At 70.6% G+C, this 25,861-nt stretch carries 26 protein-coding genes; 19 read left to right on the top strand and 7 right to left on the bottom strand.

From position 1 onward, the window contains the following. Positions 1 to 83 precede the first annotated feature (83 nt). From SM757_RS19760 to SM757_RS19790, 7 genes are all read left to right on the top strand, one after another. The gene (locus SM757_RS19760; protein ID WP_084267263.1) at positions 84 to 980 is read left to right on the top strand and encodes an HlyC/CorC family transporter; all 897 of its coding nucleotides are present in this window, start codon (positions 84 to 86) and stop codon (positions 978 to 980) included. Further along, positions 977 to 2,512, top strand: a complete 1,536-nt coding sequence (gene lnt, locus SM757_RS19765) for an apolipoprotein N-acyltransferase (RefSeq protein WP_322466801.1) — start codon at positions 977 to 979, stop codon at positions 2,510 to 2,512. Before SM757_RS19760 ends, lnt begins: the two co-directional genes overlap by 4 nt. A 120-nt stretch (positions 2,513 to 2,632) precedes the next feature. Then, positions 2,633 to 3,562, top strand: a complete 930-nt coding sequence (glyQ, locus tag SM757_RS19770) for a glycine--tRNA ligase subunit alpha (RefSeq protein WP_066333557.1) — start codon at positions 2,633 to 2,635, stop codon at positions 3,560 to 3,562. 14 nt (positions 3,563 to 3,576) lie between these two features. Next, positions 3,577 to 5,718, top strand: coding sequence for a glycine--tRNA ligase subunit beta (glyS, locus tag SM757_RS19775; protein ID WP_322466802.1), 2,142 nt, complete (start codon positions 3,577 to 3,579; stop codon positions 5,716 to 5,718). Continuing rightward, entirely contained in the window at positions 5,715 to 6,323 is a 609-nt protein-coding gene (gene gmhB / locus SM757_RS19780; protein WP_066333561.1) for a D-glycero-beta-D-manno-heptose 1,7-bisphosphate 7-phosphatase, read from the top strand. The genes glyS and gmhB overlap by 4 nt, the downstream gene beginning before the upstream one ends. Before the next feature lie 2 nt (positions 6,324 to 6,325). Next, positions 6,326 to 7,111 (top strand): lysophospholipid acyltransferase family protein, encoded by a 786-nt coding sequence (locus tag SM757_RS19785; RefSeq protein WP_322466803.1) that lies wholly within the window; start codon positions 6,326 to 6,328, stop codon positions 7,109 to 7,111. Positions 7,112 to 7,113: 2 nt separating this feature from the next. Next, complete coding sequence (locus SM757_RS19790) at positions 7,114 to 7,899, top strand: M48 family metallopeptidase (protein WP_066333565.1); 786 nt, start codon at positions 7,114 to 7,116, stop codon at positions 7,897 to 7,899. A 386-nt stretch (positions 7,900 to 8,285) separates the two neighbouring features. On the opposite strand, the gene SM757_RS19795 is transcribed toward SM757_RS19790, so the two are convergent. Then, positions 8,286 to 9,356, bottom strand: coding sequence for an MBL fold metallo-hydrolase (locus tag SM757_RS19795; RefSeq protein ID WP_322466804.1), 1,071 nt, complete (start codon positions 9,354 to 9,356; stop codon positions 8,286 to 8,288). 67 nt (positions 9,357 to 9,423) lie between these two features. Here SM757_RS19795 and SM757_RS19800 point away from each other — a divergent pair, with 67 nt between their 5' ends. The 5 genes from SM757_RS19800 (at position 9,424) to SM757_RS19820 (ending at position 14,621) form a co-directional block, all read left to right on the top strand. Then, the gene (locus tag SM757_RS19800; RefSeq protein WP_066333570.1) at positions 9,424 to 9,879 is read left to right on the top strand and encodes a PaaI family thioesterase; all 456 of its coding nucleotides are present in this window, start codon (positions 9,424 to 9,426) and stop codon (positions 9,877 to 9,879) included. A 104-nt stretch (positions 9,880 to 9,983) separates the two neighbouring features. Then, entirely contained in the window at positions 9,984 to 10,754 is a 771-nt protein-coding gene (gene can / locus SM757_RS19805; protein WP_322466805.1) for a carbonate dehydratase, read from the top strand. A 68-nt stretch (positions 10,755 to 10,822) separates the two neighbouring features. After that, positions 10,823 to 12,670: a bifunctional isocitrate dehydrogenase kinase/phosphatase gene (gene aceK, locus SM757_RS19810; protein ID WP_066333572.1), complete on the top strand. Its 1,848-nt coding sequence runs from the start codon at positions 10,823 to 10,825 to the stop codon at positions 12,668 to 12,670. A 62-nt stretch (positions 12,671 to 12,732) separates the two neighbouring features. Further along, a complete protein-coding gene (locus SM757_RS19815; RefSeq protein WP_322466806.1) occupies positions 12,733 to 13,911 on the top strand; it encodes an acetyl-CoA C-acyltransferase in 1,179 nt (392 codons plus the stop codon). Between the two features lie 44 nt (positions 13,912 to 13,955). Beyond that, entirely contained in the window at positions 13,956 to 14,621 is a 666-nt protein-coding gene (locus SM757_RS19820; protein WP_322466807.1) for an SDR family oxidoreductase, read from the top strand. A gap of 78 nt (positions 14,622 to 14,699) precedes the next feature. Here SM757_RS19820 and SM757_RS19825 read toward each other — a convergent pair whose 3' ends face one another. After that, the gene (locus SM757_RS19825) at positions 14,700 to 15,323 is read right to left on the bottom strand and encodes an energy-coupling factor ABC transporter permease (protein WP_322466808.1); all 624 of its coding nucleotides are present in this window, start codon (positions 15,321 to 15,323) and stop codon (positions 14,700 to 14,702) included. Between the two features lie 107 nt (positions 15,324 to 15,430). On the opposite strand from SM757_RS19825, the gene SM757_RS19830 reads away from it, so the two are divergent. From SM757_RS19830 to SM757_RS19860, 7 genes are all read left to right on the top strand, one after another. Continuing rightward, on the top strand, positions 15,431 to 16,036 hold the full coding sequence (locus SM757_RS19830) for a 2-hydroxychromene-2-carboxylate isomerase (protein WP_322466809.1): 606 nt from the start codon (positions 15,431 to 15,433) through the stop codon (positions 16,034 to 16,036). Positions 16,037 to 16,061: 25 nt separating this feature from the next. After that, positions 16,062 to 16,457 (top strand): rhodanese-like domain-containing protein, encoded by a 396-nt coding sequence (locus SM757_RS19835; protein ID WP_322466810.1) that lies wholly within the window; start codon positions 16,062 to 16,064, stop codon positions 16,455 to 16,457. 65 nt (positions 16,458 to 16,522) lie between these two features. Next, entirely contained in the window at positions 16,523 to 17,017 is a 495-nt protein-coding gene (locus tag SM757_RS19840) for a YbaK/EbsC family protein (protein ID WP_322466811.1), read from the top strand. Further along, on the top strand, positions 17,014 to 17,304 hold the full coding sequence (locus SM757_RS19845) for a DUF1289 domain-containing protein (RefSeq protein ID WP_407655785.1): 291 nt from the start codon (positions 17,014 to 17,016) through the stop codon (positions 17,302 to 17,304). The genes SM757_RS19840 and SM757_RS19845 overlap by 4 nt, the downstream gene beginning before the upstream one ends. Then, a complete protein-coding gene (locus SM757_RS19850) occupies positions 17,301 to 17,942 on the top strand; it encodes a 2-hydroxychromene-2-carboxylate isomerase (protein ID WP_322466812.1) in 642 nt (213 codons plus the stop codon). Before SM757_RS19845 ends, SM757_RS19850 begins: the two co-directional genes overlap by 4 nt. Before the next feature lie 127 nt (positions 17,943 to 18,069). Continuing rightward, positions 18,070 to 19,905 carry a DUF294 nucleotidyltransferase-like domain-containing protein gene (locus SM757_RS19855; RefSeq protein WP_322466813.1) on the top strand — a complete coding sequence of 612 codons (1,836 nt, stop codon included), beginning with the start codon at positions 18,070 to 18,072 and terminating at the stop codon, positions 19,903 to 19,905. Beyond that, entirely contained in the window at positions 19,902 to 20,573 is a 672-nt protein-coding gene (locus SM757_RS19860; RefSeq protein ID WP_084267266.1) for a 3'-5' exonuclease, read from the top strand. The genes SM757_RS19855 and SM757_RS19860 overlap by 4 nt, the downstream gene beginning before the upstream one ends. Before the next feature lie 94 nt (positions 20,574 to 20,667). Here SM757_RS19860 and ahpF read toward each other — a convergent pair whose 3' ends face one another. The 5 genes from ahpF to SM757_RS19885 form a co-directional block, all read right to left on the bottom strand. Continuing rightward, positions 20,668 to 22,239, bottom strand: coding sequence for an alkyl hydroperoxide reductase subunit F (gene ahpF / locus SM757_RS19865; RefSeq protein WP_322466814.1), 1,572 nt, complete (start codon positions 22,237 to 22,239; stop codon positions 20,668 to 20,670). A gap of 187 nt (positions 22,240 to 22,426) precedes the next feature. After that, entirely contained in the window at positions 22,427 to 22,990 is a 564-nt protein-coding gene (gene ahpC / locus SM757_RS19870; protein WP_066333600.1) for an alkyl hydroperoxide reductase subunit C, read from the bottom strand. Between the two features lie 406 nt (positions 22,991 to 23,396). After that, positions 23,397 to 23,777: a COG4315 family predicted lipoprotein gene (locus tag SM757_RS19875; protein WP_066333601.1), complete on the bottom strand. Its 381-nt coding sequence runs from the start codon at positions 23,775 to 23,777 to the stop codon at positions 23,397 to 23,399. Positions 23,778 to 23,831: 54 nt separating this feature from the next. Continuing rightward, positions 23,832 to 24,920 (bottom strand): tetratricopeptide repeat protein, encoded by a 1,089-nt coding sequence (locus tag SM757_RS19880; protein ID WP_322466815.1) that lies wholly within the window; start codon positions 24,918 to 24,920, stop codon positions 23,832 to 23,834. Positions 24,921 to 24,930: 10 nt separating this feature from the next. Then, entirely contained in the window at positions 24,931 to 25,860 is a 930-nt protein-coding gene (locus SM757_RS19885; RefSeq protein ID WP_322466816.1) for a type II secretion system F family protein, read from the bottom strand. Position 25,861: the final 1 nt, after the last annotated feature.

Here is a 25,861-nt window from a genome sequence, read left to right on the forward strand (position 1 = left end):
AGGGCGACGGACTGTCATGCAAGCTCCGTGCCCTGTCAAGCCGATCAGGTATTCTTGCCGCCTTCCCACTGTCGACACCTGCCGTGTCAGAACCTCCTCAATCCGTCAAGACCCCGCCGGCGCGGCCCTCGTCGCTGCGCCTGCCGGCCGAAAAGCGCAGCCTGTTCGAGCGCCTGGTGGAGTTCATCTCGCCGGGGCCGGATTCCAAGGCCGAGCTGATGGAGACGCTGGCCGACGCCGAGCAGCGCGAGCTCATAGAGCCCGAATCGCGGCTGATGCTCGAAGGCGTGCTGCGCATGGCCGACATGAGCGCCGGCGACGTCATGGTCGCCGCGCCGCGCATGGACCTGCTGGACATCGAGAGCCCGTACGAGGCGCTGCTGGAGCAGGTCATCGCCGCGGGGCACTCGCGCTTTCCCGTGTACGACGGGCGGCGCGACAACATCATCGGCATCCTCATGGCCAAGGACCTGCTCAAGCTGCAGCGCGCGCCGGAGCTGAGCCTGCGCACGCTGCTGCGGCCCACCGTGTTTGTCCCGGAGAGCAAGCGGCTCAACGAGCTGCTGCGCGACTTTCGCAGCAACCGCAACCACCTGGCCATCGTCATCGACGAATTTGGCAACACCGCCGGGCTCATCACGATCGAAGACGTGCTGGAGCAGATCGTCGGCGAGATCGAGGACGAGTTCGACGACAAGGACGCCGAGAGTGCCGTCTACACCCTGGCCGACGGCAGCTACCGCGTGGCCGGCGACGCCGAGATCGACGACGTCAACGAGGCCTTCGCCATCGCGCTGCCGCGCGAGGACTTCGACACCATAGGCGGCCTGGTCGCGCACGAGGCCGGCCGCGTGCCGCGCCGCGGCGAGGTGGTGGACGTGGGGGCGCTGCGCTTCACCGTCATGCTCACGCGCGGCGGTGCCGTGCGCTGGTTCAAGGTCACGCGCATACCTGCCGGCGAAGCCGCCGACGCATCTTGAACTTCAAAGCTGTACCGGGCTGGACCCGCCGGCTGGAGCTGCCGCTCCTGGCCGCGGTGGGCGCGCTGCACGCGCTCACCTTTGCCCACACCGGCGCCTGGCCGCTGCAACTGCTGTGCGTGGCGCTGCTGGCCTGGCGCGTGCAGGGCGCCGCACCGGGCCGCGCGGCGCTGCTGGGCTGGACCTTCGGCAGCGTGTGGGTGGGGGCGGGCACCTGGTGGTTGTTCGTGAGCATGCACCGCTACGGCGGCTTGCCCGCGCCGCTGGCCGTGGCCGCCGTGGCGGCGCTGGCGCTGGCCATGGGTGCCTACCTGGCGCTGGCCATGGGGCTGTACGCGCGCCTGCGGCGCGGCCGCGCCATGCCGGACGCGCTGCTGTGGGCCGCGCTGTGGCTGCTGGCCGAGCTGGCGCGCGGCGCGCTCTTCACCGGCTTTCCCTGGCTGGCCAGCGGCTACGCGCAGGTGGACGCCCCGCTGGCCGTGCTCGCGCCCTGGGTGGGCGTGTACGGCATGGGCGCGGCCGTGGCGCTGATCTCGGCGCTGCTGGTGGCCGCGGCGCGCGCGGGCTGGCGGGTGCTGGGCCTGGCGCTGGCCGGCATGGCGGCGGTGCTCACCGTGGCCGACGTGCTTGGGCCGGCCTCCTTCACGCTGGGCCACGGCACGCTGCGCGTGAGCCTGGTGCAGACCAACGTGGCGCAGGACGAGAAGTTCGCGACGGAGCACCTGCCCGGCGCGCTGGCCTGGCTGCGCCAGGCGCTGGACCAGGCCCAGGGCGACCTGGTGGTGGCGCCGGAGACGGCCATCCCGCTGCTGCCCTCGCAGCTGCAGGATTTCGACCCCACCTACTGGAGCGCGCTGCGCGACCGCTTCGAGCACTCGCCGCAGGCCGCGCTGGTGGGCGTGCCGCTGGGCGACTTCGACAGCGGCTACGCCAACGCGGTGCTGGGCCTGTCCTCGCACACGGCGGGCAAGGACCCCTACCGCTACGACAAGGTGCACCTGGTGCCCTTCGGCGAGTTCATCCCCACGGGCTTTCGCTGGTTCACGCGGCTGATGGAAATCCCCTTGGGCGACTTCGACCGCGGCCCGCTCAATGCCCCGTCCTTCGCCACGCTGGGCCAGCGCCTGGCGCCCAACATCTGCTACGAGGACTTGTTCGGCGAGGAGCTGGCGCAGCGCTTTCGCGAGCCGGCGCACTCGCCCACGCTCTTCGTCAACGTCAGCAACATCGCCTGGTTCGGCCACACGGTGGCGCTGCCGCAGCACCTCAACATCAGCCGCCTGCGGGCGCTGGAGTTCCAGATTCCCATGCTGCGCGCCACCAACACCGGCGTGACCGCCGTCATCGACGAGACCGGCCGCGTCACCGCGCAACTGCCCGCCTACAGCCGCGGCACGCTGGAGGCGCCGGTGCAGGCGCGCGAAGGCGTCACGCCCTTCGCGTGGTGGGCCGCGCGTGCCGGGCTGTGGCCGCTGCTGGCGGCGGCGCTGGGCACCATCGTGCTGGTGGTGGCGCGCGTGCGCCGCGCCTGAGGCGGCGGGGCGGGCGGCGGCGCCCGGGGTTTGGTGCGGGTCAAGGCCGGCCCTTGCCGGCGTCAGGGCCACGCGGGCGCCACCCTAGAATCAAGGGTTTACGTCCGCAACATCCACTCCATGGCCACGCTGAGCTTCCAGCAAATCATCCTTCGCCTGCAGGAATACTGGGGCGCCCAGGGCTGCGCGCTGCTGCAGCCCTACGACATGGAGGTCGGCGCCGGCACCAGCCACACCGCCACCTTCCTGCGCGCGCTGGGTCCCGAGCCCTGGAAGGCCGCCTACGTGCAGCCCAGCCGCCGCCCCAAGGACGGCCGCTACGGCGACAACCCCAACCGGCTGCAGCACTACTACCAGTTCCAGGTCGTCCTCAAGCCCGCGCCGGCCAACATCCTGGAGCTCTACCTGGGCTCGCTGCAGGCCCTGGGCTTCGACCTCAAGAAGAACGACATCCGCTTCGTCGAGGACGATTGGGAGAACCCCACCCTGGGCGCCTGGGGCCTGGGCTGGGAGGTGTGGCTCAACGGCATGGAGGTGACGCAGTTCACCTACTTCCAGCAGGTCGGCGGCATCGACTGCAAGCCCGCTACCGGCGAGATCACCTACGGCCTGGAGCGCCTGGCCATGTACCTGCAGGGCGTGGAAAACGTCTACGACCTCGAATACACGCCGGGGCTGAAGTACGGCGACGTGTTCCACCAGAACGAGGTCGAGCAGAGCACCTACAACTTCGAGCACTCCGACGTGGAGTTCCTGCTCACCGCCTTCGGCGCGCACGAGCGCCAGGCGCAGCACCTCATCGCGCAGCAGCTCGCGCTGCCGGCCTACGAGCAGGTGCTCAAGGCCGCGCACACCTTCAACCTGCTGGACGCGCGCGGCGCCATCAGCGTGACCGAGCGCGCGGCCTACATCGGCCGCATCCGCAACCTCGCGCGCTCGGTGGCCGCGGGTTACGTGGACAGCCGCGCGCGCCTGGGTTTCCCCATGGCGCCCAAGGCCTGGGCCGACGAGGTCACGGCACAACTCGAACTGAAGAAGAAGGCGGCGTGATGGCGGCTTCGGACATGAACCAAAAGAACCTGCTCGTCGAACTGTTCGTCGAGGAACTGCCGCCCAAGGCGCTCAAGAGCCTGGGCGACGCCTTCACGCAGGCACTGCTCAAGGGCCTGCAGGCCCAGGGCCTGGCCGGCGCCGACGCTGTGGCCACGCCCTACGCCTCGCCGCGCCGCCTGGCCGCGCACGTCACGGCGGTAGCGGCCCAAGCCCCCGACCGCGAGCAGCTCGTGAAGCTCATGCCGGTGGCCGTGGCGCTGAACACCGAAGGCCAGCCCACGCCCGCGCTGCTCAAGAAGCTTTCCGCGCTGGGCGCCGACGCCTCCGTGCTGCCGCAACTGCAGCGCCGCTCCGACGGCAAGGCCGAGGCGCTGTTCCTGCAGAGCACGCTGCGCGGCGCCGCGCTGGCTGACGGCCTGCAAAAGGCGCTGGAAGAGGCGCTGGCGAAGCTGCCCATCCCCAAGGTCATGAGCTACCAGCTCGCCGATGGCTGGAGCAGCGTGCACTTCGTCCGCCCCGCGCACGCGCTGGTCGCGCTGCACGGCGCCGACGTGGTGCCCGTGGCCGCCCTGGGCCTGCAGGCCGGCCGCGCCACCCACGGCCACCGCTTCGAGGCCGCCGTGGACCCGGTGGTGCTGCTGGACGCCGACAGCTATGCGCAGCAATTGCAGCAAGAAGGGGCGGTGATTGCCGGTTTCGACGCGCGCCGCGCCGAGATCGAGCGCCAGCTGCAGGCCGCAGCCGCCCGCGAAGGCCTCAAGCCCATCGAGGACGCCGCGCTGCTGGACGAGGTGACCGCGCTGGTCGAGCGCCCCAACGTGCTCGCCTGCCAGTTCGAGAAGGAGTTCCTGGAAGTGCCGCAGGAGTGCCTCATCCTCACGATGAAGGCCAACCAGAAGTACTTCCCGCTGCTGGATGCGGCTGGAAAGCTCACGAACCGCTTCCTGGTGGTGAGCAACATCAGCCCCGAGGACGCGGGCGCCGTGGTGCAGGGCAACGAGCGCGTGGTGCGCCCGCGCCTGGCCGACGCCAAGTTCTTCTTCGACCAGGACCGCAAGAAGACGCTGGCCTCGCGCGTCCCCGGCCTGGCCAAGGTCGTCTACCACGGCAAGCTGGGCACGCAGGGCCAGCGCGCCGAGCGCGTGCAGGCCATCGCCCACGCCATCGTCAACCAGTTGCGCCTGGCCACCGTGCCCTACACGGTGGACGCCAAGGACGAGTTCGACGTGCTCGACAGCAAGGCCAAGGAAGCCGCGCTGCTGGCCAAGACCGACCTGCTCACCGACATGGTGGGCGAGTTCCCCGAGCTGCAAGGGATCATGGGCGGCTACTACGCCCGCCACGAGGGCCTGCGCGACGGCGTGGCCATCGCCATCGAGGACCACTACAAGCCCCGCTTTGCCGGCGACGCGCTGCCGCGCAACCACACCGGCACCGTGCTGGCGCTGGCCGACAAGCTGGAGACGCTGGTGGGCCTGTTCGGCATCGGCCAGCTCCCCACCGGCGACAAGGACCCGTTCGCCCTGCGCCGCCACGCCCTGGGCGTGATCCGGCTGCTGGTCGAGAAGAACCTGCCGCTGTCGCTGCACGAGCTGGTGGCGCAGGCCGTGCCGCCCTTCGGCGAGCTGATCGCGAACCCGGGCGCCGCGCTGCTGGACTTCTTCTACGACCGCCTGGCCGTGAGCCTGCGCGAGCAGGGCTACAGCGCGCAGGAAGTGGACGCCGTGCTCGCCCTGCGCCCCGAGCGCCTGGGCCAGGTGCCCAAGCGGCTGGCCGCGGTGCGCGCCTTCTCGGCCTTGCCGGAAGCCGCGTCGCTTGCCGCGGCCAACAAGCGCGTGGGCAACATCCTCAAGAAGAGCGAGGGCGGCGCCGCCGCGGCGGTGGATACCGCGCTGCTGCAGGAAAGTGCCGAAGCCGCGCTGTTCGAGGCCCTGCAGGCCGTGGCGCCCAAGGCTGACTCCGCGTTCGAGGCTGGTGACTACCAGGGCTCGCTGCAGGCGCTGGCCGCGCTCAAGGCGCCGGTGGACGCCTTCTTCGACCACGTCATGGTCAACGCCGAGGACGCCGCGCTGCGCGCCAACCGCCTGGCGCTGCTGGGTGCGCTGCACGGCGCGATGAACCGGGTCGCCGACCTGTCGCGGCTGGCGGCATGACACCCGTTCCCAAGCTCGTCATCCTCGGGCGTGACGGCATCCTCAACCAGTACCGCGAGGACCACGTCAAGGAGCCCTCGGAGTGGACGCCCGTGCCCGGCGCGCTGGAGGCCGTGGCGCGGCTCAACCACGCGGGCTGGCACACGGTCATCGCCACCAACCAGGCCGGCATTGGGCGCGGGATGATCGACATGGCCTCGCTCAACGCCGTGCACGCGCACATGATGCGCACGCTGGCGATGCAGGGCGGGCGGCTGGACGCGGTCTTCCTGTGCCCGCATACGCCGGAGGAGCACTGCGACTGCCGCAAGCCCCTGCCCGGGCTGATGCTGGACATCGGCCGGCGCTACGGCGCCGACCTCACGCAGGTGCCGATGGTGGGCGACACGCCGCGCGACATGCTGGCCGCCCGCGCCGCGGGCTGCCAGCCGCACCTGCTGCGCAGCGGCCGCGGCGCCTTGCTGGACGAGGCCCAGCTTCAGCAGCTCGCGGTCCAGGTGCCGGGGCTGCAGGTTCATGACGACTTGTCGGCCTTCGCCGACTACCTGCTGCAGCGCGAGCAACCTGACGCGCCGGCGGCCACGGACGGCGAGGGGAGCCGCTGACTATGGGACGACTGCTTTCGGCGCTGCGCTCGGCGCTCTATATCGTGTTCCTGGCCCTCACGGTAGTTCCGTGGGCGCTGTCGGTGGTGGTGGTGTCCATCTTCCTGCGCGGCGAGCCGGTGTACTGGATGTGCGCGGGCTGGCTGCGCACGGCCATCCTGGGCGCGCGCTTCATCTGCGGCGTGCGCTGGCGGCTGCAGGGCATGGACCACCTGCCCAAGGGCAAGCGCGACGCCGTGCTGCTGGCGGCCAAGCACCAGTCCACCTGGGAGACCTTTGCCTTCCCGGCGCTGATGCCACACCCGCTGGCCTACGTGTTCAAGCGCGAGCTGCTCTACATCCCGTTCTTCGGCTGGGCCATGGCGCGGCTGGACATGATCCACATCGACCGCGCCAAGCGCACCGAGGCCTGGAACAAGGTCGCCACGCAGGGCCGCAAGTTCATGGCCCAGGGCACGTGGGTGATCATGTTCCCCGAGGGCACGCGCGTGCCCCGCGGCGAGCAGGCGCGCTACCAGAGCGGCGCCGCGCGGCTGGCGATGGCCGCGGGCGTGCCGGTGGTGCCCATTGCCGTCACCTCCGCGCGCTGCTGGCCGCGCAAGAGCTGGCTGCTCAAGCCCGGCGTGATCGACATCTCCGTGGGCGCGCCCATCGCCACGCAGGGCCGCAGCGCCGACGCGGTGACGCGCGAGGTCGAAGCCTGGATCGAGGGCGAAATGCGCCGCCTGGACCCCGAGGCCTACGCCGGCGGCCAGCCGCAGCGCTCCGCCACCGCCGCGCAGTCCTGAGCATGGCCGCGCCCCGGCTCGTGGCCGATGCGGCGCCGGCCGGCGCCGTGCCGCAGGGCAGCGTGTGGCGCCACCCCGAGGCGCGCCACGCCGTGCACCTGTCCGGCGCCGAGGTGGGCTACGCGCTGCGGCGCAGCGCCCGCCGCAGCATCGGCCTGGTGGTGGACGCGCAGGGCCTGCGCGTGGCCGCCCCGCGCCACGCCACGCTGGCGCAGGTGGAGCAGGCGCTGCACGCCAAGGCGGCCTGGATACTGCGCCACCTCGCCGCGCAGCGGCAGCAGTCGCTGCGCCGCCGCGAGGTGCAGCCGGTGTGGGGCCCCGAAGCCGAGCTTCCCTTCCTGGGCGAGCGCCTGTCGCTGCGGCCGCAGGCCGCGGCCTGGCAGCTCGACGCCGCCGCCGCGCTGCTGCACGCGCCGCTGCCCGCCGAGGCGCCGCCGGCGCAATGGGCCGCCGCGCTGCGCGAGTGGCTGCGCGCGCGGGCGCTGGCGCATTTCCGTGAGCGCTGCGCCCTCCATGCGCCGCTGATGGGTGTGCGGCCGTCGCGCGTGGCGCTGTCTGCCGCCGTGACGCGCTGGGGCAGCGCCAGCGCCGCGGGCGTGATCCGCCTGAACTGGCGCCTGGTGCACCTGGCACCCGCGCTCATCGACTACGTGGTGGTGCACGAGCTGGCCCACCTGCGCGAGATGAACCACAGCGCCGCCTTCTGGGCCCATGTGCGCGCCGTGCTGCCGGACTTCGCCGCCCGCCGCGCCGCGCTGCGCGCCGCGGTGCTGCCCTCGCTGGACTGAGCAAGCCGGCGGCAGCGCCCGTCAGGTTCTCGGCCCCGGCCCTCACGCCGGCAGGGCGAGCCGTGCATTAGTCACAATTTGTCACCCATTCGGGGGTCCTGCAAATGAGGGGGGTTGCTGCAGACTGGCCCTTCGCTGTCCATGACGGCGTGCACTGCGGGAGGCGCCGCGTTCGACGGCAAGGGCGGTGTACGGGCAGGGCCTGTTACTCACGTGACAGGCCCTTCTTCTTGGCGGACGGTTCAGGGCAGGGTTTTGGCGAAGTCATGGCGGGCCAGTGTTCAGTTTCGTGCCCGGTGAGCCCCCATTGAATGGGCTTCATCGTTCAGATTTCTGAACAATGCGGCCGGCGGAAAAGTGCCTTGTCCGCCTTGTAGGAGGCCCGCTCAGGGCTTGGTGAACCGCCAGACGCCGTCCGCATCCGCCTGGCGGCGCAGCCGGCCGTCCAGCCACAGCGCGTGCAGGTGGGCGATGGCTTCGCCCATGGCGAAGGTGGTCTGGTGCAGGTCCAGCGGGCGGCGGAACAGCACGGGCAGCAGCGCGGCGGCGTCCATGGGCCGCTCGGCGCAGGCCTGCAGCACTTCGCCCAGCCGCTCGTCGTGGTGCTCGCGCAGTTGCGCCACGCGCGCATGCAGCCCCGTGAAAGGCTTGCCGTGCGAGGGCAGCACCAGGGTGCCGGCCGGCAGCGGCGTGAAGCGCTCCAGCGACGCGAGGTACAGCGGCAGCGGGTTGGCTTCCGGTTCCACGTCCAGCACGCTGACGTTGGTGGAGATGCGCGGCAGCAGCATGTCGCCGGAAATCAGCACGCCCAGCGCCGGGCAGTGCAGGCTGATGTGCTCCGGCGCGTGGCCGTAGCCGGCGATGCAGTGCCAGTCGTGGCCGCCCATGGGCAGCCGCAGGCCGTCCAGCAGCCGCGCGTATTGCGCCGGCACCTCGGGGACCATGCTGGCGTAGTAGCTGCCGCGCTGTCGCACCTTCTCCAGCGCGTCCGGGTCGGTGAGGCCGTGGCTGCCGAAGAAGGCCGCGGCGCTGTCGCCGCCATGGCCGGTGCTGCTGCGGCTGCCGTGTTGGGCGGCGAGGTAGTCGGTGGCGCTGATCCACAGGCGGCAGCCCCAGCGCGCGGTGAGCCACTGCGCCAGGCCGATGTGGTCGGGGTGCATGTGCGTCACCACCAGGCGCAGCAGCGGCAGCCCGTCCAGCCCGGTTTCGAAGACCTGTTCCCAGGCGGCGCGGGTGGCGTCGCTGGCGATGCCGGTGTCCACCGCCGTCCAGCCCTCGCGGCCGTCCACGCGGTCGCGCAGCAGCCACAGATTGATGTGGTCCAGCGCGAAGGGCAGCCCCATGCGCAGCCAGCGCACGCCCGGGGCGATGTCCAGGGCCTGGCCCGGCGCGGGCAACTGGTCGCCCAGGGGGTAAGTCAACGGAGAAGGCTGGGGGCGGTGCTGCGGGGCGGTCATGCGCGGGCAGTGTAGTGACCCCCCCTTAAAATCCGGGGATTCGCGCCGAGTACCCGGAGGAGGATTGATGAGCTTCGTTCCCGCAGACGCCGGCTATGCACAGCGCGTGCGCGACAACTTCGCCCGCCAGGGCGCCATGCGCACGCTCGGAGCCTCGCTGGAGGTGGTGGAGCCGGGCCATGTGGTCATCGTCGTGCGCCACAAGCCGGAGCTGGCCCAACAGCACGGCTTCATGCACGCCGGCATGCTCACCACCGCGCTGGACTCCGCCTGCGGCTACGCCGCCTTCTCGCTCATGCCGGCCGAGGCCTCGGTGCTGTCGGTGGAGTTCAAGGTCAACCTGCTGGCGCCCGCGCAGGGCCCCTGGCTGCGCTGCGAGGCCCGCGTGCTCAAGGCCGGGCGCACCATCAGCGTGGTCGAGGGCCGCGCGCTGCAGCACGACGGCGGCGGCCCCGAAAAGCTCGTGGCCACCATGACCGCCACCATGTTCACCGTGCAGGGCCGCCCCGACGTCCAGGGCTGACGCCGCCTCACCGCCCGCCGCCGGTGCGCTCGCAAGCGCTGTGCGCGGCCCCGGATCGCGCCGCCAGAAGATTTCCCCCGTTCCATAAGAAATGACTCCCCGCCATGTCCAATGAACTGAAAGACCTCTTCGAGCGCAACCGCCAGTGGGCCGACGAGACCGAGGCCCGCGAGCCGGGCTTCTTCTCCCGGCTGCTCAAGCAGCAGACGCCGCAGTACCTGTGGATAGGCTGCGCCGACTCGCGCGTGCCGGCCAACGAGCTGGTGGGGCTGCTGCCGGGCGAACTGTTCGTCCACCGCAACGTGGCCAACGTGGTGGCGCACTCGGACCTCAACTCCCTGTCGGTGCTGCAGTTCGCGGTGGACGCGCTGCGGGTGCAGCACGTCATCGTGGTGGGTCACTCCAACTGCGGCGGCGTCAAGGCCGCGCTGCACGACCTGCGCGTGGGCCTGGTGGACAACTGGCTGCGCCACGTGCAGGACGTGCGCGACAAGCACCGCGACTGGCTGTTCAGCATTCCGGCCGATCTGCGCACCGACGCGCTGTGCGAGCTCAACGTGCTGGAGCAGGCGCTCAACGTCTGCCAGACCACGGTGGTCAAAGACGCCTGGCAGCGCGGCCAGAGCGTGGTGGTGCACGGCTGGGTGTACGGCCTGCACAACGGGCTGCTGCAGGACCTGCGCATGACCGTGGGCAGCCCCGACGACGTGGCCCCGGCCTACGAGCAGGCGCTGCGCGCCGTGAAGGCCCGCGCGGCGGCGCAGCAGGCCGACATCGCCCCGGCCCCCGCGCCGGCTCCCGCACCGGCCCCGGTCGCCGATGCCGACGCCCAGACCGGCAGCGGCGCTGCCGACCTCGGCCCGCTGAGCTCCTGACGGGGCGGCGGGCCAGCCCCGCAGCAGGCCGGCCCTGCACAAGACACAAGATCCCAGGAGACAAGGCCGTGACCCACAACCCCCCCAGCCTCTTTCCGCGCGTGCTGGACGATGGCCGTGCCTACGCCATCGCCGGTGCGCTGCTGGAGGGTTTCAACCGCCACTACCGGCTGTTCCGAGAAACCAGCGCCGCGGCCAAGCAGCGCTTCGAACAGGCGGACTGGCACGGCCAGCAGCGCGCGCAGCGCGAGCGCATCGAGTTCTACGACGTGCGCGTGGAGGAGGCCGCCGAACGGCTGCAGACCGAGTTCCAGGCCTCCTCGCTGCCCATGGACACCTGGCAGCAGGTGAAGCTCCACTACATCGGACTGCTGGTGAACCACCACCAGCCCGAGCTGGCCGAGACCTTCTTCAACTCGGTCACCACCAAGATCCTTCACCACAACTACTTCCACAACGACTTCATCTTCGTCCGCCCGGCCGTCTCCACCGAGTACATCGAGAACGACGAGCCCGCCGCGGCGCCCACCTACCGCGCCTACTACCCCACGCCCGCGACGCTGCGCGAGACGCTGCAGCGCATCGTCCACAACTTCCAGCTCGCGCTGCCCTTCGAGGACTTCCAGCGCGACCTGGACGACGTGCTGGAGGCGCTGCGCCGCCAGTTGGGCGACGTGCGCTGGCGCACCAATTTCCAGATCCAGGTCCTGTCCTCGATGTTCTTCCGCAACAAGGGCGGCTACATCGTGGGCAAGATCGTCAACGGCTTCCACGAGACCTCGTTCGTGTTGCCCATCCTGCACGCGCAGGAGGGCCAGTCGCTGGCGATAGACGCGGCGCTCTTCGGTGAGGAGGAGCTGCTGCTGCTGTTCAGCTTCGCGCGCGCCTACTTCATGGTGAACATGGAGATTCCCGCGGCCTACGTGCAGTTCCTGCGCAGCCTCATGCCGCGCAAGCCGCGCTCGGAGCTCTACAGCGCGCTGGGTTTGCAGAAGCAGGGCAAGAACCTGTTCTACCGGGACTTCCTCTATCACCAGCGCCATTCCGGCGACAAGTTCCGCATCGCGCCGGGCATCAAGGGCATGGTGATGCTGGTGTTCGACCTGCCGAGCTTTCCCTTTGTCTTCAAGGCCATCAAGGACTTCTTCCCGGCGCCCAAGGAGACCACGCGCGAGCTGGTGCAGGGCAAGTACCAGCTCGTGAAGACGCACGACCGCGTGGGCCGCATGGCCGACACGCTGGAGTACAGCAACGTGGCCTTCCCGCGCGTGCGCTTCGAGGACGCGCTGGTGCAGGAGCTGCTGCACCACTGTCCAAGCCAGGTGGAAATTTCCGACCGCGACGGCGACGGGCAGGTGGAGGTCATCCTCAAGCACGTCTACATCGAGCGGCGCATGATCCCGCTGAACATCTACCTGCAGGAGGCCACGCCCCAGCAGCTGGAGCACGCGGTGATCGAGTACGGCAACGCCATCAAGGACCTCGTGGCCGCCAACATCTTCCCCGGCGACATGCTGTGGAAGAACTTCGGCGTGACGCGCCACGGCAAGGTGGTGTTCTACGACTACGACGAGATCGAGTACCTCACCGACTGCAACTTCCGCCGCGTGCCCACGCCGCGCAACGAGGAGGAGGAGATGTCCGGCGAGATCTGGTACCACGTCGGCCCAAAGGACGTGTTCCCGGAAACGTTCGAACCCTTCTTGCTGGGCAACGCCAGCGTGCGCGAGGTGTTCATGAAGCACCACGCCGACCTGCTCGACGCCGACTTCTGGAACACGCACAAGCAGCGCATCCTGGCCGGGCACGTGCACGACGTGTTCCCCTACGAGCCGCACAAGCGTTTCATCCACCAGCGCGCGGCGCGCGCCGCCGCCGAGGCCGGCACGGACACCGGCGCAGCCCAACGGGGCTGAGCCCGCCCGGCTTGCGTCCCGCCGCCGCCACACGGACTGACCGAGAGAAGAGGAGCGCAACCATGGCTGATTCCGTCGTCATCGTCTCCGCGGCCCGCACGCCCATTGGGGGCCTGTTGGGCGATTTCGCGTCGCTGCAGGCCTGGGAGCTGGGCGCCGTGGCCATACGCGCCGCCGTGGAGCGCGCCGGGCTGCCCGGCGACGCGGTGGACGAGGTACTCATGGGCAACTGCCTCATGGCCGGCCAGGGCCAGGCGCCCGCGCGCCAGGCCCTGCGCCGCGCGGGCCTTCCCGACGCCACCGGGGCGGTGACCCTCTCCAAGATGTGCGGGTCGGGCATGCGCGCCATGATGTTCGCGCACGACATGCTCCTGGCCGGCAGCGCCGACGCCCTGGTGGCCGGCGGCATGGAGAGCATGACCAACGCGCCGCACCTGATGTTCGCCCGCAAGGGCGTGAAGTACGGCGCCGCCGCCCTGTACGACCACATGGCCCTGGACGGCCTGGAAGACGCCTACGACCGCGGCAAGGCCATGGGCGTGTTCGCCGAGACCTGCGTGTCGCAGTTCGGCTTCACCCGCGAGGCCATGGAGGCCTACGCCATCGCCTCCACCCAGCGCGCCAGGCAGGCCAACGAGGACGGCCGTTTCGATTGGGAAATCGCCCCGGTGACCGTGGCCGGCCGCGGCGGCGACACCGTCTTCAAGCACGACGAGCAGCCCTTCAAGGCCAGGCTGGACAAGATCGCCGGGCTGAAGCCGGCGTTCAAGAAGGACGGCACCATCACCGCCGCCACCGCCTCCAGCATCTCCGACGGCGCCGCCGCGCTGGTGCTCCTGCGCGAGTCCACCGCGGCGCAGCGGGGCTTGAAGCCACTGGCGCGCATCGCCGCGCACGCCGTGCACGCGCAGGCGCCGGAGCTGTTCACCACGGCGCCGGCGGGCTCCATTGAGAAGGTGTTGAAGAAGGCCGGCTGGCGCAAGGAGCAGGTGGACCTGTGGGAGGTCAACGAGGCCTTTGCCGCCGTGACCATGGCCGCGATGTCGGCGCTGGAGCTGCCGCACGACATCGTCAACGTGCACGGCGGCGCCGTGGCGCTGGGCCACCCCATTGGTGCCAGCGGCGCGCGCATCGTCGTGACGCTCCTGGGCGCGCTGCGCCAGCGCGGCCTCAAGCGCGGCGTGGCGTCGCTGTGCATTGGCGGCGGCGAGGCCACGGCGCTGGCGCTGGAGCTGCTCTGAGCACGCCTGCGCGCCCCGAACGAAACACCACCGAGGAAACACAGATGCAAAAGGTTCTGGTGATTGGCGCCTCGCGCGGCATTGGCCTGGAGTTCGTGCGCCAGTACCGCGAGGCGGGCGCGCAGGTCTGGGCCACGGCACGCGGTGAGCATTGCGCGGCGGTGCAGGCCCTGGGCGCCACCTGCTGGGAGCTGGACGTGGCCGACGCCACCAGCGCCTCTTCGCTGAGCTGGCGGCTGGACGGATTGAACCTGGATGCGGCCATTTACTGCGCCGGCCTGTACGGGCCGGACACGGCCGGGCTGGAGCCGCCCACGCAGGCCGACTTCGACACGGTGATGCACGTCAACGTGTTGGGCGCGATGCGGCTGCTGCCGGCCATGGCCGAGGGGCTGAAGCCCGGCGGCACGCTGGCGGTGCTGTCCTCGGTGATGGCATCCATAGGCGGGCGCTCATCGACTTCCGGCTGGCTCTACCGCGCCTCCAAGGCGGCGCTGAATTCCGTGCTCAAGGACGCGGCGCTGGCGCTGCAGGGCCGCGCGCTGTGCGTGGCGCTGCACCCGGGCTGGGTGCGCACGGACATGGGTGGGCCGGCGGCCTCGCTGTCGGTGCAGGACAGCGTGGCCGCGCAGCGCCGCGTGCTGGCCGGGCTCACGGCCCAGGACCATGGCGGGTTCCTTGGGCCGCAAGGGGAGGCGATTCCCTGGTGAGGACGTGACAAGGGCCGCTTCGGTGAGCGGCCCTTTGTTCGTGGAAGGCGTGGACGGCAGCTTGGGCCGCGGGTGCCTTCAGCGCGGCGCCGCCGGCAAATACCGCCGGTCGGAATAAGTCGCCATCCACTGCGGCCGCCAGGCCACGAAGATGGCGCAGATCATGCCGCTGAGCACCGCGTCGCTCCAGGCCACCAGCCAGCGCCCGGTGAGCACGATGGCCACGTCGCTGTTCGGGGGCAGCGGGTGGCTCAGCACCCACAGCCCGCCGGTGAGGGCCATGGCCAGCAGCGTGGCGCCAAAGCCCCGGGCCAGGATGTAGACCATCAGGTGCTGCGGCAGCCAGCGCCGCGTCACGAGGCCCAGGCCCAGGCCCATCGTGGCCGGCAGCACGCCGTTCCACACGGCCTGGTGCAGGGCGGCGAGGGCGCCGCTGCCGTCGATCAGCGTCGTGCACGCGGCCACCGGCACGCAGGTGAGCACGGCCAGCGGCCAGCCGAACATCAGCACCAGCAGCGCCGCGCAGGAAAGTTGCAGCGGCGGGCCGTCCGGCAGCGAGCCCTGCAGCGACCACACCCAGGGCAGCACCACCAGCGCGGCCAGCCAGGGGTTGCGCAACTCGTCGGCGCGCAGCGTCGCCCATGGCCTGAAGCACAAGGCCACGCCACAGGCGGCGAGCAGCACGGCGAGTTCGAGCAGCATGTTCATATCCGGCATCCATCGTGCCCGTGTTTTTGCGTGGCACCTTGTCCGCAGCGCAAGGGAATGCGCTGTTGCGGGCGGGCTTTCCCTGCCGCCAGCATGCGTGGATGAGCTTCCCCACCCCCATCGATGTCTGGTTCGACTTTTCCTCGCCGTATGCCTACCTGGCCTCGACGTGGATAGAGCCATTGGCCGCGCGCCATGGCCGGCGCGTGCGCTGGCACGCCATGCTGTTGGGCGCCACGCTGGCCGCGGCCGAGCTGCGCCCGCCCGTGGCCTACCCGCTCAAGGGCGACTACATGCGCCGCGACTTCGAGCGCTCGGCGCGCTTCGAGGGCGTGCCCTACCGGCCGCCGCCGCGCTTTCCCATCGCCACGCAGAACGCGGCGCGCATCTTCTGGTGGCTGCAGGCGCAGGACGACTCCCGCGCCGCCGGCTGGGCCCGCCGCGCCCTGGCCGCCTACTTCGCCGAGGGCGTGCAACTCGACGAGATGCCCGCGCTGCTGGCGCTGGCCGGGCGCTGCGGCCTGGACCCGGCGCAAGCCCAGGCCGCCTGCGCCGACCCGCAATGGAAGGCGCACCTGAAGCAGGTCAACGACCAGGCCATTGCCGCGGGTATCTTCGGCGCGCCCTGGATCGTCGTGGACGGCGAGCCCTTCTGGGGCAACGACCGCCGAGCGCACATCGAGCGCTGGCTGGCGTCGCCCTTCTGACAAGAACCACCCTGGAGAACGAGACATGAAAAAGACCGCCCAACAAATGGTCGAGGAGGCCATGGCGCTGGTGCGCACCTGCACGCTGGACGAGGCGCTGGCGCTGCACGGTCGCGAGGACGTGCAGTTCATCGACCTGCGCGACATCCGCGAGCTGGAGCGCGAGGGCACCATCCCCGGCGCCTACAACACGCCGCGCGGCATGCTGGAGTTCTGGGCCGACCCCGAGAGCCCCTACCACAAGCCCGTGTTCGCCCAGGGCAAGCAGCTCGTCCTGTTCTGCGCCGCGGGCTGGCGCTCGGCGCTGGCGACCAAGACGCTGCTGGAGATGGGCTTCGACAACGTGGCCCACGTGGACGGCGGCTTCAAGGCTTGGAAGGAGGGCGGCGGCCCCGTGGCGCCGCTGCCGCCCAAGCGCTGAAAAGGGGCTGCCGGCGCTGGCTATAGTCCTGCGCTCGCCGCCACCCGCAGCGGCGCGAGGACGACATGGACGACGATTTCAAGCAGCGCCCCGAGGGCTTCCAACGCGTGGCGCAGGCCCTGGCGGCGCAGGGCCACCCGCATCTGCCGCTGTACCTGGAGACGGCCGCGCGCACCGCGCAGGAGGCGGCCGATGCGCTGGGCGTGTCGGTCGGCCAGATCGCCAAGAGCGTCATTTTCAAGTTGCGCGCCGACGAGCGCGCGGTGCTCGTCGTGGCGTCCGGCGACCGCCGCGTGGACGAGAAGAAGGTTGCCGCGCTGGTGGGTCCCGTGGGTCGGGCCGATGCGGACTTCGTCAAGGCCCGCACGGGTTTCTCCATCGGCGGCGTCTCGCCGGTGGCGCATGCCACGCCGCCGCTGACGCTCATCGACCGCGAGCTGTTCCGCTTCGACGAGATTTGGGCCGCCGCCGGCCACCCCAACGGCGTGTTCCGCTTGAGCCCAAGCCAGTTGGAGGCGCTCACCGGCGCCCCGGTGGCCGACGTGGTGCAGCAGCCGTGACGCCACCGCCTTTGCACACTCCCGCCGCCGCCGCCGCCCAGGCCCAGCCCGGGGACATCGCCCCGGCGCCGCCCGCGCCCGTGGGCTCGCCCTGCACCGGCGTGTGCAAGATGGACGCGGCCACCGGCTGGTGCCTGGGCTGCGCCCGCGGCATCGACGAAATCGCTTCGTGGTCGCGCCTGGACGACCCCGCCAAGCGCGCCGTGTGGGCACTGCTGCCGGCGCGGCAGGCGCAGTTGAGAACGCTGCACGGCGAGCTGCCGCCGCCGCCGCGGAGCACGCGATGAAGACGCTGGACTTCTGGTTCGACACCGTCTCGCCCTACGCCTACCTGGCCTTCGAGCGGCTGCCGCAGGCGCTCGAAGGCATTTCCTACAGCGTGCGCTACCGCCCGCTGCTGTTCGGGGCACTGTTGAAGCACTGGGGGCAGCTCGGCCCGGCCGAGTTCGAGCCCAAGCGCGCCTGGACCCTGCGGCAGGTGCACTGGCAGGCGCGCGAGCTGGGCGTGGAGCTCGCCTTGCCGGCGCAGCACCCGTTCAATCCGCTGGCGCTGCAGCGCCTGGCGCTGGCCTGCGGCGATGTGGACGGCCTGCCCAACCGCCGCGTGGTGGAGGCGCTGTTCCACCACGTCTGGCGCGGCGGCGGGGCGGACGCCAGCGACCCGGCGCGGCTGCAGGCGCTGCAGGCCGAGCTGCGCCCGGCCCTGGACCCGCAGGGCGGCGAAGTCAAGCAGCGGCTGCGCGCGCTGACCGAGGAGGCCATCGCGCTGGGCCTCTTCGGCGTGCCCACCATCGCCTTCGAGGGCAAGCTGTTCTGGGGGCTGGACGCGCTGCCCATGCTGCGCGCGGCGATGTTGGGCGACGCCTGGTTCGACGGCCCGTGGAACGAGGTGGCGCGGCCCCAGCCGGGGGTGCGTCGGCGCTGAGGGACGCCACACCCGCCGCGCCCGCGTCCCGTGCGGGAAGCGGGCGTCGCGCATGTCCGGTTGGGCCGCGGGGTGAGGCGTGCTGGATCAAGTCCGCGTCAGCCGGCGCTGCACAAAATGGCCGGCTATGCCCAGCGCTTTCAACTTCGACGCATCCCCCTTCGACTGCCTCGACGCCGAGGAACGCCAGCTCGTGCGCAACAGCGTGGACATCGCCTACTTCCGGGCGGGCGAGGCCATCCTGGAGCCGGGCATAGCGCCCGGCCACCTGTTCGTCCTCATCAAGGGGCACGTGCAGCAGTTCGACGAGGAACAGCAGGTCATCACCACCTACGGCCCCGACGACACCTTCGACGGCCGCGCCCTCGTGGCCGGGCGCGTCACCAACCGCTTCGTGGCGCAGGAGGAGGTGCTGGCCTACCAGCTCGCGCGCAAGGCGGTCAACGAGCTCATCGCGCGCAACGCCACCTTCGGCGCGCTGCTGTTCTCCGACCTCTCCAACAAGCTCTCGGCGCTGGCGCAGCGGCGCAGTCAGCACGAGATGCAGTCGCTGACCATGGCGCGCGTGTCCGAGGCCGGTGTGCGTCCGGCGGTGATGGTGGAGGCCTCGACGTCCATCATCGATGTGGCCCGCGTGTTCCAGGAGCGCAAGATTTCCAGCGTGCTGGTTCATGACGACCAGGCCACGCCGCCGCGGCTGGGCATCTTCACCAACACCGGGCTGCAGCGCGCCATCCTCGACGGCACGCCGCTGGACCGGCTGCCCGTGGGCCGGCTGGCCACGTTCACGCTGGTGTGCATGAAGCTGTCGGACCCGGTGGGCGAGGCGCTGGCGCTGATGCTGCGCCACAACGTGCACCGCGTGGTGGTGCGCGATGACGACGGCAGCGTGCAGGGCGTGCTGGAGGCGCTGGAGGTGTTCAGCTTCCTCTCCAACCACTCCTACCTGGTGGGCGTGCAGATCGCGCAGGCGCGCGACCTCCAGGGGCTGGCCGAGGCGGCGCGGCAGATCACCAAGCTCATCGCCATCCTGCACCGCGGCGGCACGCGCGTGGGCATGATTGCCCGCCTGGTGAGCGAGCTCAACGCCAAGCTGTTCGAGCGCACCTGGCAGATGGTGGCGCCCAAGGAGCTCATCGCCAACAGTTGCCTCTTCGTCATGGGCAGCGAGGGCCGCGGCGAGCAGTTGCTCAAGACCGACCAGGACAACGGCCTGGTGCTGCGCGACGGCTACGCGCCGCCGGCGGAGCTGGAGGACATCTGCACGCGCTTCACGCAGGCGCTCATCGACTTCGGCTACCCGCCGTGCGCGGGCGGGATCATGATCAACAACCCGGCCTGGCGGCAGCCGCAGTCCACCTTCCGCGAGACGGTGCGGCGCTGGATGCTCATGCCCAACGCCGACAGCCTCATGTCGCTGGCCATCTTCCTGGACGCGCATGCCGTGTGCGGCGACGCGGCGCTGCTGGAGCCGCTGCGCGACGAGGTGTTCTCCCTGGCCGCCGACAGCGACGCCTTCAAGGCCCGCTTCGCCGCGGCCATCACGCTGTTCGACGAGCACAGCGGTTGGTGGAACCGGCTGCTCACCCTGGGCGACAACGACCCCGACCGGCTGGACCTCAAGAAGGCCGGCATCTTCCCGCTGGTGCACGGCGTGCGCAGCCTGGCCATGGACAAGCGCATACGCGAGTGCGGCACGGCCGAGCGCGTGCAGGCGCTGGTGGCCGCGGGCCACATGGCGCCAGAGATCGGCTCGGACGTGGTGCAGAGCCTGCACTTCTTCATGGGCCTCAAGCTCAAGGCGGGGCTGCAGGACATCGAGCTGGGCCGCGACGTCAGCGGCGGCGTGAAGCCCGACCAGCTCAACAGCCTGGACCGCGACCTGCTGAAGGACACGCTGGGCGTGGTCAAGCGCTTCAAGGCCACGCTGCGGCTGCGCTACCACCTGGACGCGCTGCAGTGAAGTCCACCGTCAATCTCCTTGGGCCGCTGGCCGCGCCCCTGGGCAAGCTCAAGAAGGGCTGGCTGCTCTACCACCTGGCCGACGACAACTACCGCTTCATGTTCGAGCCGCCGCCGCCCGACGAATGGGTGTCGTTGGACTGCGAAACCACCGGGCTGGACCGGCGGCGCGACGAGATCGTCTCCATAGGCGCGGTGCGCATCGCCGGCAGCCGCGTGCTCACCAGCGAGCGGCTGGAGCTGCTGGTGCGGCCGGAGAAGCGCCAGGTGTCGGCCGCGGCGGTGAAGGTGCACCGGCTGCGCGAGCAGGACGTGGCGCAGGGCATGGCGCCGGAGGCGGCCATGGCGCAGCTCATGCGCTTCATAGGCAGCCGCCCGCTGGTGGGCTACTACCTGGAGTTCGACGTGGCCATGCTCAACCGCGTGGTCTGGCCCATGCTGGGCCTGCGGCTGCCGCAGCCCAAGATCGAGGTCTCGGCCCTGTACTACGAGTGGAAAAACCGCCAGCTCCCGGCCCACGAGCGGGGCAACCGCAACGTGGACCTGCGGTTTTCCACCATGCTGGCCGACCTGGAGTTGCCGCAGTACGAGGCCCACGACGCGATGAACGACGCCGTCATGGCGGCCCTGGCCTTTACCAAGCTGCGCCGGCTGCTGGGCCATACCTGAACAGCCGCGCTGCACGGCGGACGTAAAAAAGCCCGCTGCGGCGGGCTTTTTCCTGGGGTGAGGGCCGGGGCCTTGCAGCCCCTGGCTCATCGCCTCAGGCCGCGGCGGGCGCCGGGGTGCGGATGAGGTGGTCGAAGGCGCTGAGCGCGGCGGCCGCGCCGGCACCGGCGGCGATGACGATCTGCTTGTACGGCACCGTGGTGCAGTCGCCCGCGGCCATCACGCCGGGCACGTTGGTCTGGCCCTTGGCGTCGATCACGATCTCGCCGAAGCGGTTGAGCTCCACCGTGCCCTTGAGCCACTCGGTGTTGGGCACCAGGCCGATCTGCACGAACACGCCTTCCAGCGGCACCAGGTGCTCCTGGCCGGTGGCGCGGTCCTTGTAGCGCAAGCCGTTGACCTTGCCGCCTTCGCCGGTGATCTCCGTGGTCTGGGCGTTGGTGAAGATCTGCACGTTGGGCAGGCTCTTGAGCTTGTTGACCAGCACGGCGTCGGCCTTGAGCTGGTCGGCGAACTCCACCAGCGTCACGTGGGCCACGATGCCGGCCAGGTCGATGGCCGCTTCCACGCCGGAGTTGCCCCCGCCGATCACCGAGACGCGCTTGCCCTTGAACAGCGGGCCGTCGCAGTGCGGGCAGTAGGCCACGCCCTTGTTGCGGTACTCCTGCTCGCCGGGCACGCCCACGTTGCGCCAGCGCGCGCCGGTGGACAGGATGACCGAGCGGGCCTTGAGCACGCCGCCGTTGGCCAGCTTGACCTGGACGAGGCCGGAAGCGTCGGCGGGCGTGAGCTGCTCGGCGCGCTGCGTGTTCATGATGTCCACGTCGTAGGCCTTGACGTGCTGCTCCAGCGCCTGGGCGAACTTCGGCCCCTCCGTCTCCAGCACGGAGATGTAGTTTTCGATGCCCAGGGTGTCCAGGGTCTGGCCGCCGAAGCGCTCGGCCAGCACGCCGGTGCGTATGCCCTTGCGCGCGGCGTACACGGCCGCGGCCGCGCCGGCGGGGCCGCCGCCGACGATGAGCACGTCGTAGGGCGCCTTGGCGCTGAACTTGGCGGCATCGCGCTCGGCGGCCTTGGTGTCCACCTTGGAGAGGATTTCCTCCACGCTCATGCGGCCCTGGCCGAAGAGCTTGCCGTTGAGGAAGACCATGGGCACAGCCATGATCTGGCGCTCTTCCACTTCCTTCTGGAACAGGCCGCCGTCGATGGCGGTGTGCTTGATGCGCGGGTTGACGGCCGCCATCAGGTTGAGCGCCTGTACCACGTCCGGGCAGTTGTGGCAGGACAGCGACATGTAGGTCTCGAAGTGCAGGTCGCCGTCGAGCGAGGCGATCTGCTCGATGACTTCACGCTCGACCTTGGGCGGGTAGCCGCCCACCTGCAGCAGCGCCAGCACCAGCGAAGTGAACTCGTGGCCCATGGGCAGGCCGGCAAAGCGCACGCCGATGTCGGTGCCCACGCGGCGGATCAGGAAGGAAGGCTTGCGCTCGGCGTCGCCGCGGCTCTCGACCAGCGTCACCTTGTCGGACTGCTCGGCCACGTCGCGCAGCAGCGCCAGCATGTCCTGCGAGCCCTTGGAGTCGTCCAGCGAAGCCACCAGCTCGATGGGCTGCGTGAGGCGCTGCAGGTAGCCCTTCAACTGGGCCTTGAGATCGGCGTCCAACATGGCGGTGTGTCCTTCGGATCGAAAGCGTTGGCTATAGGGGTTCGTTTGCGGGCTCGTGGCCGCATGGAAAGCGCCCTGGGGGCGTGTGCGCGGGTGGCGCTTTCCGGGAGGCCCGGCTGGATAGACCGCGGCAGCAGGGCTGCCGCGACACAGAGAAGGGCGGGCGAAGACCGCCCGCTTCTCCGACTTAGATCTTGCCCACGAGGTCCAGCGACGGCTTGATGGTCTGGGCGCCTTCCTGCCACTTGGCGGGGCAGACTTCGCCCGGGTGGGAGGCCACGAATTGGGCCGCCTTGAGCTTGCGCAGCGTTTCCTTGACGTCGCGGGCAATGGCGTTGTCGTGCACTTCCATCGTCTTGATCACGCCCTCGGGGTTGATGACGAAGGTGCCGCGCAGGGCCAGGCCTTCTTCCTCGATGTGGATGTCAAAGGCGCGGGTCAGCTGGTGCGTGGGGTCGCCCACCAGCGGGAACTGGGCCTTGCCCACGGCCGGCGAGGTCTCGTGCCACACCTTGTGGGAGAAGTGGGTGTCGGTGGTGACGATGTAGACCTCGGCACCGGCCTTCTGGAACTCGGCGTAGTTGTCCGCGGCGTCTTCGACTTCCGTCGGGCAATTGAAGGTGAACGCAGCCGGCATGAAGATCAGGACCGACCACTTGCCCTTCAGGTCCTCATTGGTCACCGGCACGAACTTGCCGTTGTGGAAAGCGGTGGCCTTGAAAGGTTTGACTTCGGTGTTGATCAGGGACATTGCGTATTTCCTGTGGGTGGTTGAAGGGACGGGTTGAATACTATAGCCATCGACCTTCCGTTTGGAAAAGTTAATCAAATGGGGCCGATTGACTGCGCCTATCGCCCCCGTTAGCGAGGGTTGGGCGATGGGCGATGCCCAACCGAGGGCTGGACATCCCGGCTACGTTAGCGCAGGCGGCCGGGTCTTGCAGCGCGGGCAAGGCGGCGGCCTGACCTGGGTCACTGCGGCTGCCGCCACAAGGCTTTGGCGGCGCCGGATTGCCCGCAGCATCCGCCAGGGAACCGCATCCCTGCGACAGGCGGATGACCAGGGCGCCGCGGCCCTTGGGGTGCCCCGGCCGCGGCGGCCGGGAGCCCGGCGCGCGCCGGGGAGGGAGCCGGCAGGGCGCCGGCTCACCATGGGATCAAGGCGTGGCCGTGTGCCAGACCTGATTGAAACCGTCGCCGGTACGGTCGCCGGGCTTGCCGTCCTTGGTCCAGTAGTACAGCGGCTTGCCCTTGTAGGCCCACTGCTTGGAGCCGTCGTCGCGGGTGACCACGCTCCAGTCGCCATCGGCCTTGGCGTCGGCCGCGGCCATGAGCGGCGGCCAATTGGTGGCGCAGGGGCCGTTGCACACGCTCTTGCCGCTGCCGGCAGCGTCCTTGTCGAAGGTGTAGAGCGTCATGCCGTTGGAGCCCACCAGGGCGCCGTCGGCCACCTTGGCCGGAGCGGTGCCGCCTGCGGTAGCGCAACCCTGCAGCAGCAGGCCCGTCAGTGACAGCGCGGCCAGGAATTTCAGCTTCATCACGTCCTCTCCTCTTGGCTAAGGGACAGGCCGTGTACGCGCGGCGCGCCGGTTTTATTCCCGGGCGGTGCTGGCCTGGGCGGCAGCCGCCGTGGCGACGCTGGTGCCGGGCACCTGCACGGCAGCGGGCCAGTCGTGGCCCAGCAGCACGCGCACGCCACTGCGCTGCGAGGCGTCCGGCATCAGGGGCGCCGACAGCGGCAGCGCCCGCGCCACGCGGCGTGCCGCCGCCTCGTGGCCGGGCCGGTAGCTCACCACCGTGTGCGGCTGGCGGTAGGGCGGCTGGTTGCCCAGGCGTTGCACCGCCAAACCCTGGCGCTGTAGTTGCTGGAGCAACTGCTGCGCCACGCCGCGGCGCCCCATGCCGTTGCTGATCTCCAGGGTGAAGGCGGTCAAGGGCGGCTCAGGCGCGGTGGCGTTCACCTTGGACGGGGATGCGTCCGCCTGGGGAGTGGGTGCCGCTGGCGTGCCGCTTTCCTGGCGTACCAGGGACGCCAGCGTGGGCTGGTCCGTGACCTGCAGGACCAGGCCGGTCGGTGTGTGCGGTGGCGCCACGGCGGCCGGGACCGCCGCCGTTGGCGTTGGCTTCGCCGCTGCCGTGACGGCAGGCGCCGTGGCCGCGGCCTGCGCCGTGGAAGGCGCGGGCGTCGCGGGGGCGCGTCCCTGGGCGAGTTGAAGATTGGCCTGCGCGACGCGGTCTTGCGGGTCCAGCGCCAGTGCAGTGTGCAGCGCGGCTTGCGCCTCCTGCGGGCGCTGCGCCAGCAGCAGCAGGAAACCCAGGTTGCTGTGCAGGTCGGCGCGCTGCGGCGCGGCGGCCAGCGCCTGGCGCAGTTGCGCTTCGGCGTCGGCCAGGCGGCCCAGCCGCGCCAGCGCCACGGCCAGCGCGTTGCGCGCGTCCACGTGTGCGGGATCGGCCTGCAGCGCCTGGCGGTAGGCGTCGGCGGCGCGGGCCCAGTCGCGCGAGCGCTCGATGTGGCGGCCTATGGCGTAGTAGCCGTCGGCCGAAGGCGCTCCGTGCGACACCGTCTGCACCGGCTCGATGCGCCAGGCGGTCTTGACCGGCTTGGTGGCGCAACCGCCCAGGGCCAGCAGCAGCGCCAGGGACAGCGGCAGGGCTGCGCGGTGTGATGCGGTGGGGTTCATGCCCGTCGCGTCAGTGTTTGAAAAGCGTGGGCAGTGTGGCCATGATGCGCAGCATGGCCGGGCCCAGCATGACCAGCAGCAGCGCCGGCAGGATCATGAACACCAGCGGCGCCAGCAGCTTGGTGCCCACGCGCGCGGCGGTTTCCTCGGCGCGCTGGCGCCGCCGCGTGCGCAGCATGTCCGCGTGCACGCGCAGCGCCTGGCCGATGCTGGTGCCAAAGCGCTCGGCCTGCACGAGCATGGAGACGAAGCCTTCCACCTCTTCCACGCCGGTGCGCAGGGCCAGGTTGTGCAGTGCCCGCTCGCGGGGCGCGCCCGCGCGCATCTCCAGGGCCACGAGCTGGAACTCCTCGGCCAGCACGCGGCTGCGGTGCACCAGCTCCTCGGTCACGCGCTGCAGCGCCGCCTCTATGCCCAGCCCGGCCTCCACGCAGATGATCATGAAGTCCAGCGCATCGGGAAAGCTTTCAAAGATTTCCCGCTGGCGCTGCGCCACCAGGCGCGCCAGCACGGCGTTGGGCAGGTAGTAGCCCAGGGCGGCGGCGGCCAGCAGCATGCTCATCAGCGCCTGGCCTTGCGGCGGGTGCGCCGACAGGGACAGCGCCGCCAGCAACAGCGGCGGCAGCACCATGGCCAGCGCCGTCTTCATGCCGAAGAACGCCGTGGGTGCCATGGGATGGCGCAAGCCCGCGTTGAACAGCCGCCGGCGCAGCGCCGAGTTGTCGCCTCCCTCCTCGGCGGACAGCTTGGCCAGTGTCCTGGTGCTGCGCGCCATGCGCTCTATCCAGTGCGTCTTGCCGGGTGCGGCGCCCGCCTCCTCCAGCAGTTGCCGGGCGCGCTGGTCCACGGGCGGTTTGGTAATGAGCCGGCCGACCAGCAGCACCAGTGCCGACGAGGCCACGAACACGCCGACCAGCAGGCTGATTTCCATGATGTCCATG

The organism is Azohydromonas lata, assembly GCF_034427735.1.
Classification (GTDB): Bacteria; Pseudomonadota; Gammaproteobacteria; order Burkholderiales; family Burkholderiaceae_C; genus Azohydromonas; species Azohydromonas lata.

Excerpts from the sequence above, each read along its gene's own strand:
- SM757_RS19825 (WP_322466808.1), bottom strand. The coding sequence starts at position 15,323 with ATGCTGCTCGAACTCGCCGTGCTGCTCGCCGCCTGTGGCGTGGCCTTG.
- ahpC (WP_066333600.1), bottom strand. The coding sequence starts at position 22,990 with ATGTCCCTGATCAACACCGAAGTCAAACCTTTCAAGGCCACCGCTTTC.
- SM757_RS19885 (WP_322466816.1), bottom strand. The coding sequence starts at position 25,860 with ATGGACATCATGGAAATCAGCCTGCTGGTCGGCGTGTTCGTGGCCTCG.
- SM757_RS19790 (WP_066333565.1), top strand. The coding sequence starts at position 7,114 with ATGGCCGCGCCCCGGCTCGTGGCCGATGCGGCGCCGGCCGGCGCCGTG.
- SM757_RS19815 (WP_322466806.1), top strand. The coding sequence starts at position 12,733 with ATGGCTGATTCCGTCGTCATCGTCTCCGCGGCCCGCACGCCCATTGGG.
- SM757_RS19830 (WP_322466809.1), top strand. The coding sequence starts at position 15,431 with ATGAGCTTCCCCACCCCCATCGATGTCTGGTTCGACTTTTCCTCGCCG.
- SM757_RS19800 (WP_066333570.1), top strand. The coding sequence starts at position 9,424 with ATGAGCTTCGTTCCCGCAGACGCCGGCTATGCACAGCGCGTGCGCGAC.
- SM757_RS19855 (WP_322466813.1), top strand. The coding sequence starts at position 18,070 with ATGCCCAGCGCTTTCAACTTCGACGCATCCCCCTTCGACTGCCTCGAC.
- glyQ (WP_066333557.1), top strand. The coding sequence starts at position 2,633 with ATGGCCACGCTGAGCTTCCAGCAAATCATCCTTCGCCTGCAGGAATAC.
- SM757_RS19785 (WP_322466803.1), top strand. The coding sequence starts at position 6,326 with ATGGGACGACTGCTTTCGGCGCTGCGCTCGGCGCTCTATATCGTGTTC.
- SM757_RS19875 (WP_066333601.1), bottom strand. The coding sequence starts at position 23,777 with ATGAAGCTGAAATTCCTGGCCGCGCTGTCACTGACGGGCCTGCTGCTG.
- ahpF (WP_322466814.1), bottom strand. The coding sequence starts at position 22,239 with ATGTTGGACGCCGATCTCAAGGCCCAGTTGAAGGGCTACCTGCAGCGC.
- SM757_RS19835 (WP_322466810.1), top strand. The coding sequence starts at position 16,062 with ATGAAAAAGACCGCCCAACAAATGGTCGAGGAGGCCATGGCGCTGGTG.
- SM757_RS19820 (WP_322466807.1), top strand. The coding sequence starts at position 13,956 with ATGCAAAAGGTTCTGGTGATTGGCGCCTCGCGCGGCATTGGCCTGGAG.
- SM757_RS19840 (WP_322466811.1), top strand. The coding sequence starts at position 16,523 with ATGGACGACGATTTCAAGCAGCGCCCCGAGGGCTTCCAACGCGTGGCG.
- glyS (WP_322466802.1), top strand. The coding sequence starts at position 3,577 with ATGAACCAAAAGAACCTGCTCGTCGAACTGTTCGTCGAGGAACTGCCG.
- SM757_RS19850 (WP_322466812.1), top strand. The coding sequence starts at position 17,301 with ATGAAGACGCTGGACTTCTGGTTCGACACCGTCTCGCCCTACGCCTAC.
- gmhB (WP_066333561.1), top strand. The coding sequence starts at position 5,715 with ATGACACCCGTTCCCAAGCTCGTCATCCTCGGGCGTGACGGCATCCTC.
- SM757_RS19795 (WP_322466804.1), bottom strand. The coding sequence starts at position 9,356 with ATGACCGCCCCGCAGCACCGCCCCCAGCCTTCTCCGTTGACTTACCCC.
- can (WP_322466805.1), top strand. The coding sequence starts at position 9,984 with ATGTCCAATGAACTGAAAGACCTCTTCGAGCGCAACCGCCAGTGGGCC.
- SM757_RS19880 (WP_322466815.1), bottom strand. The coding sequence starts at position 24,920 with ATGAACCCCACCGCATCACACCGCGCAGCCCTGCCGCTGTCCCTGGCG.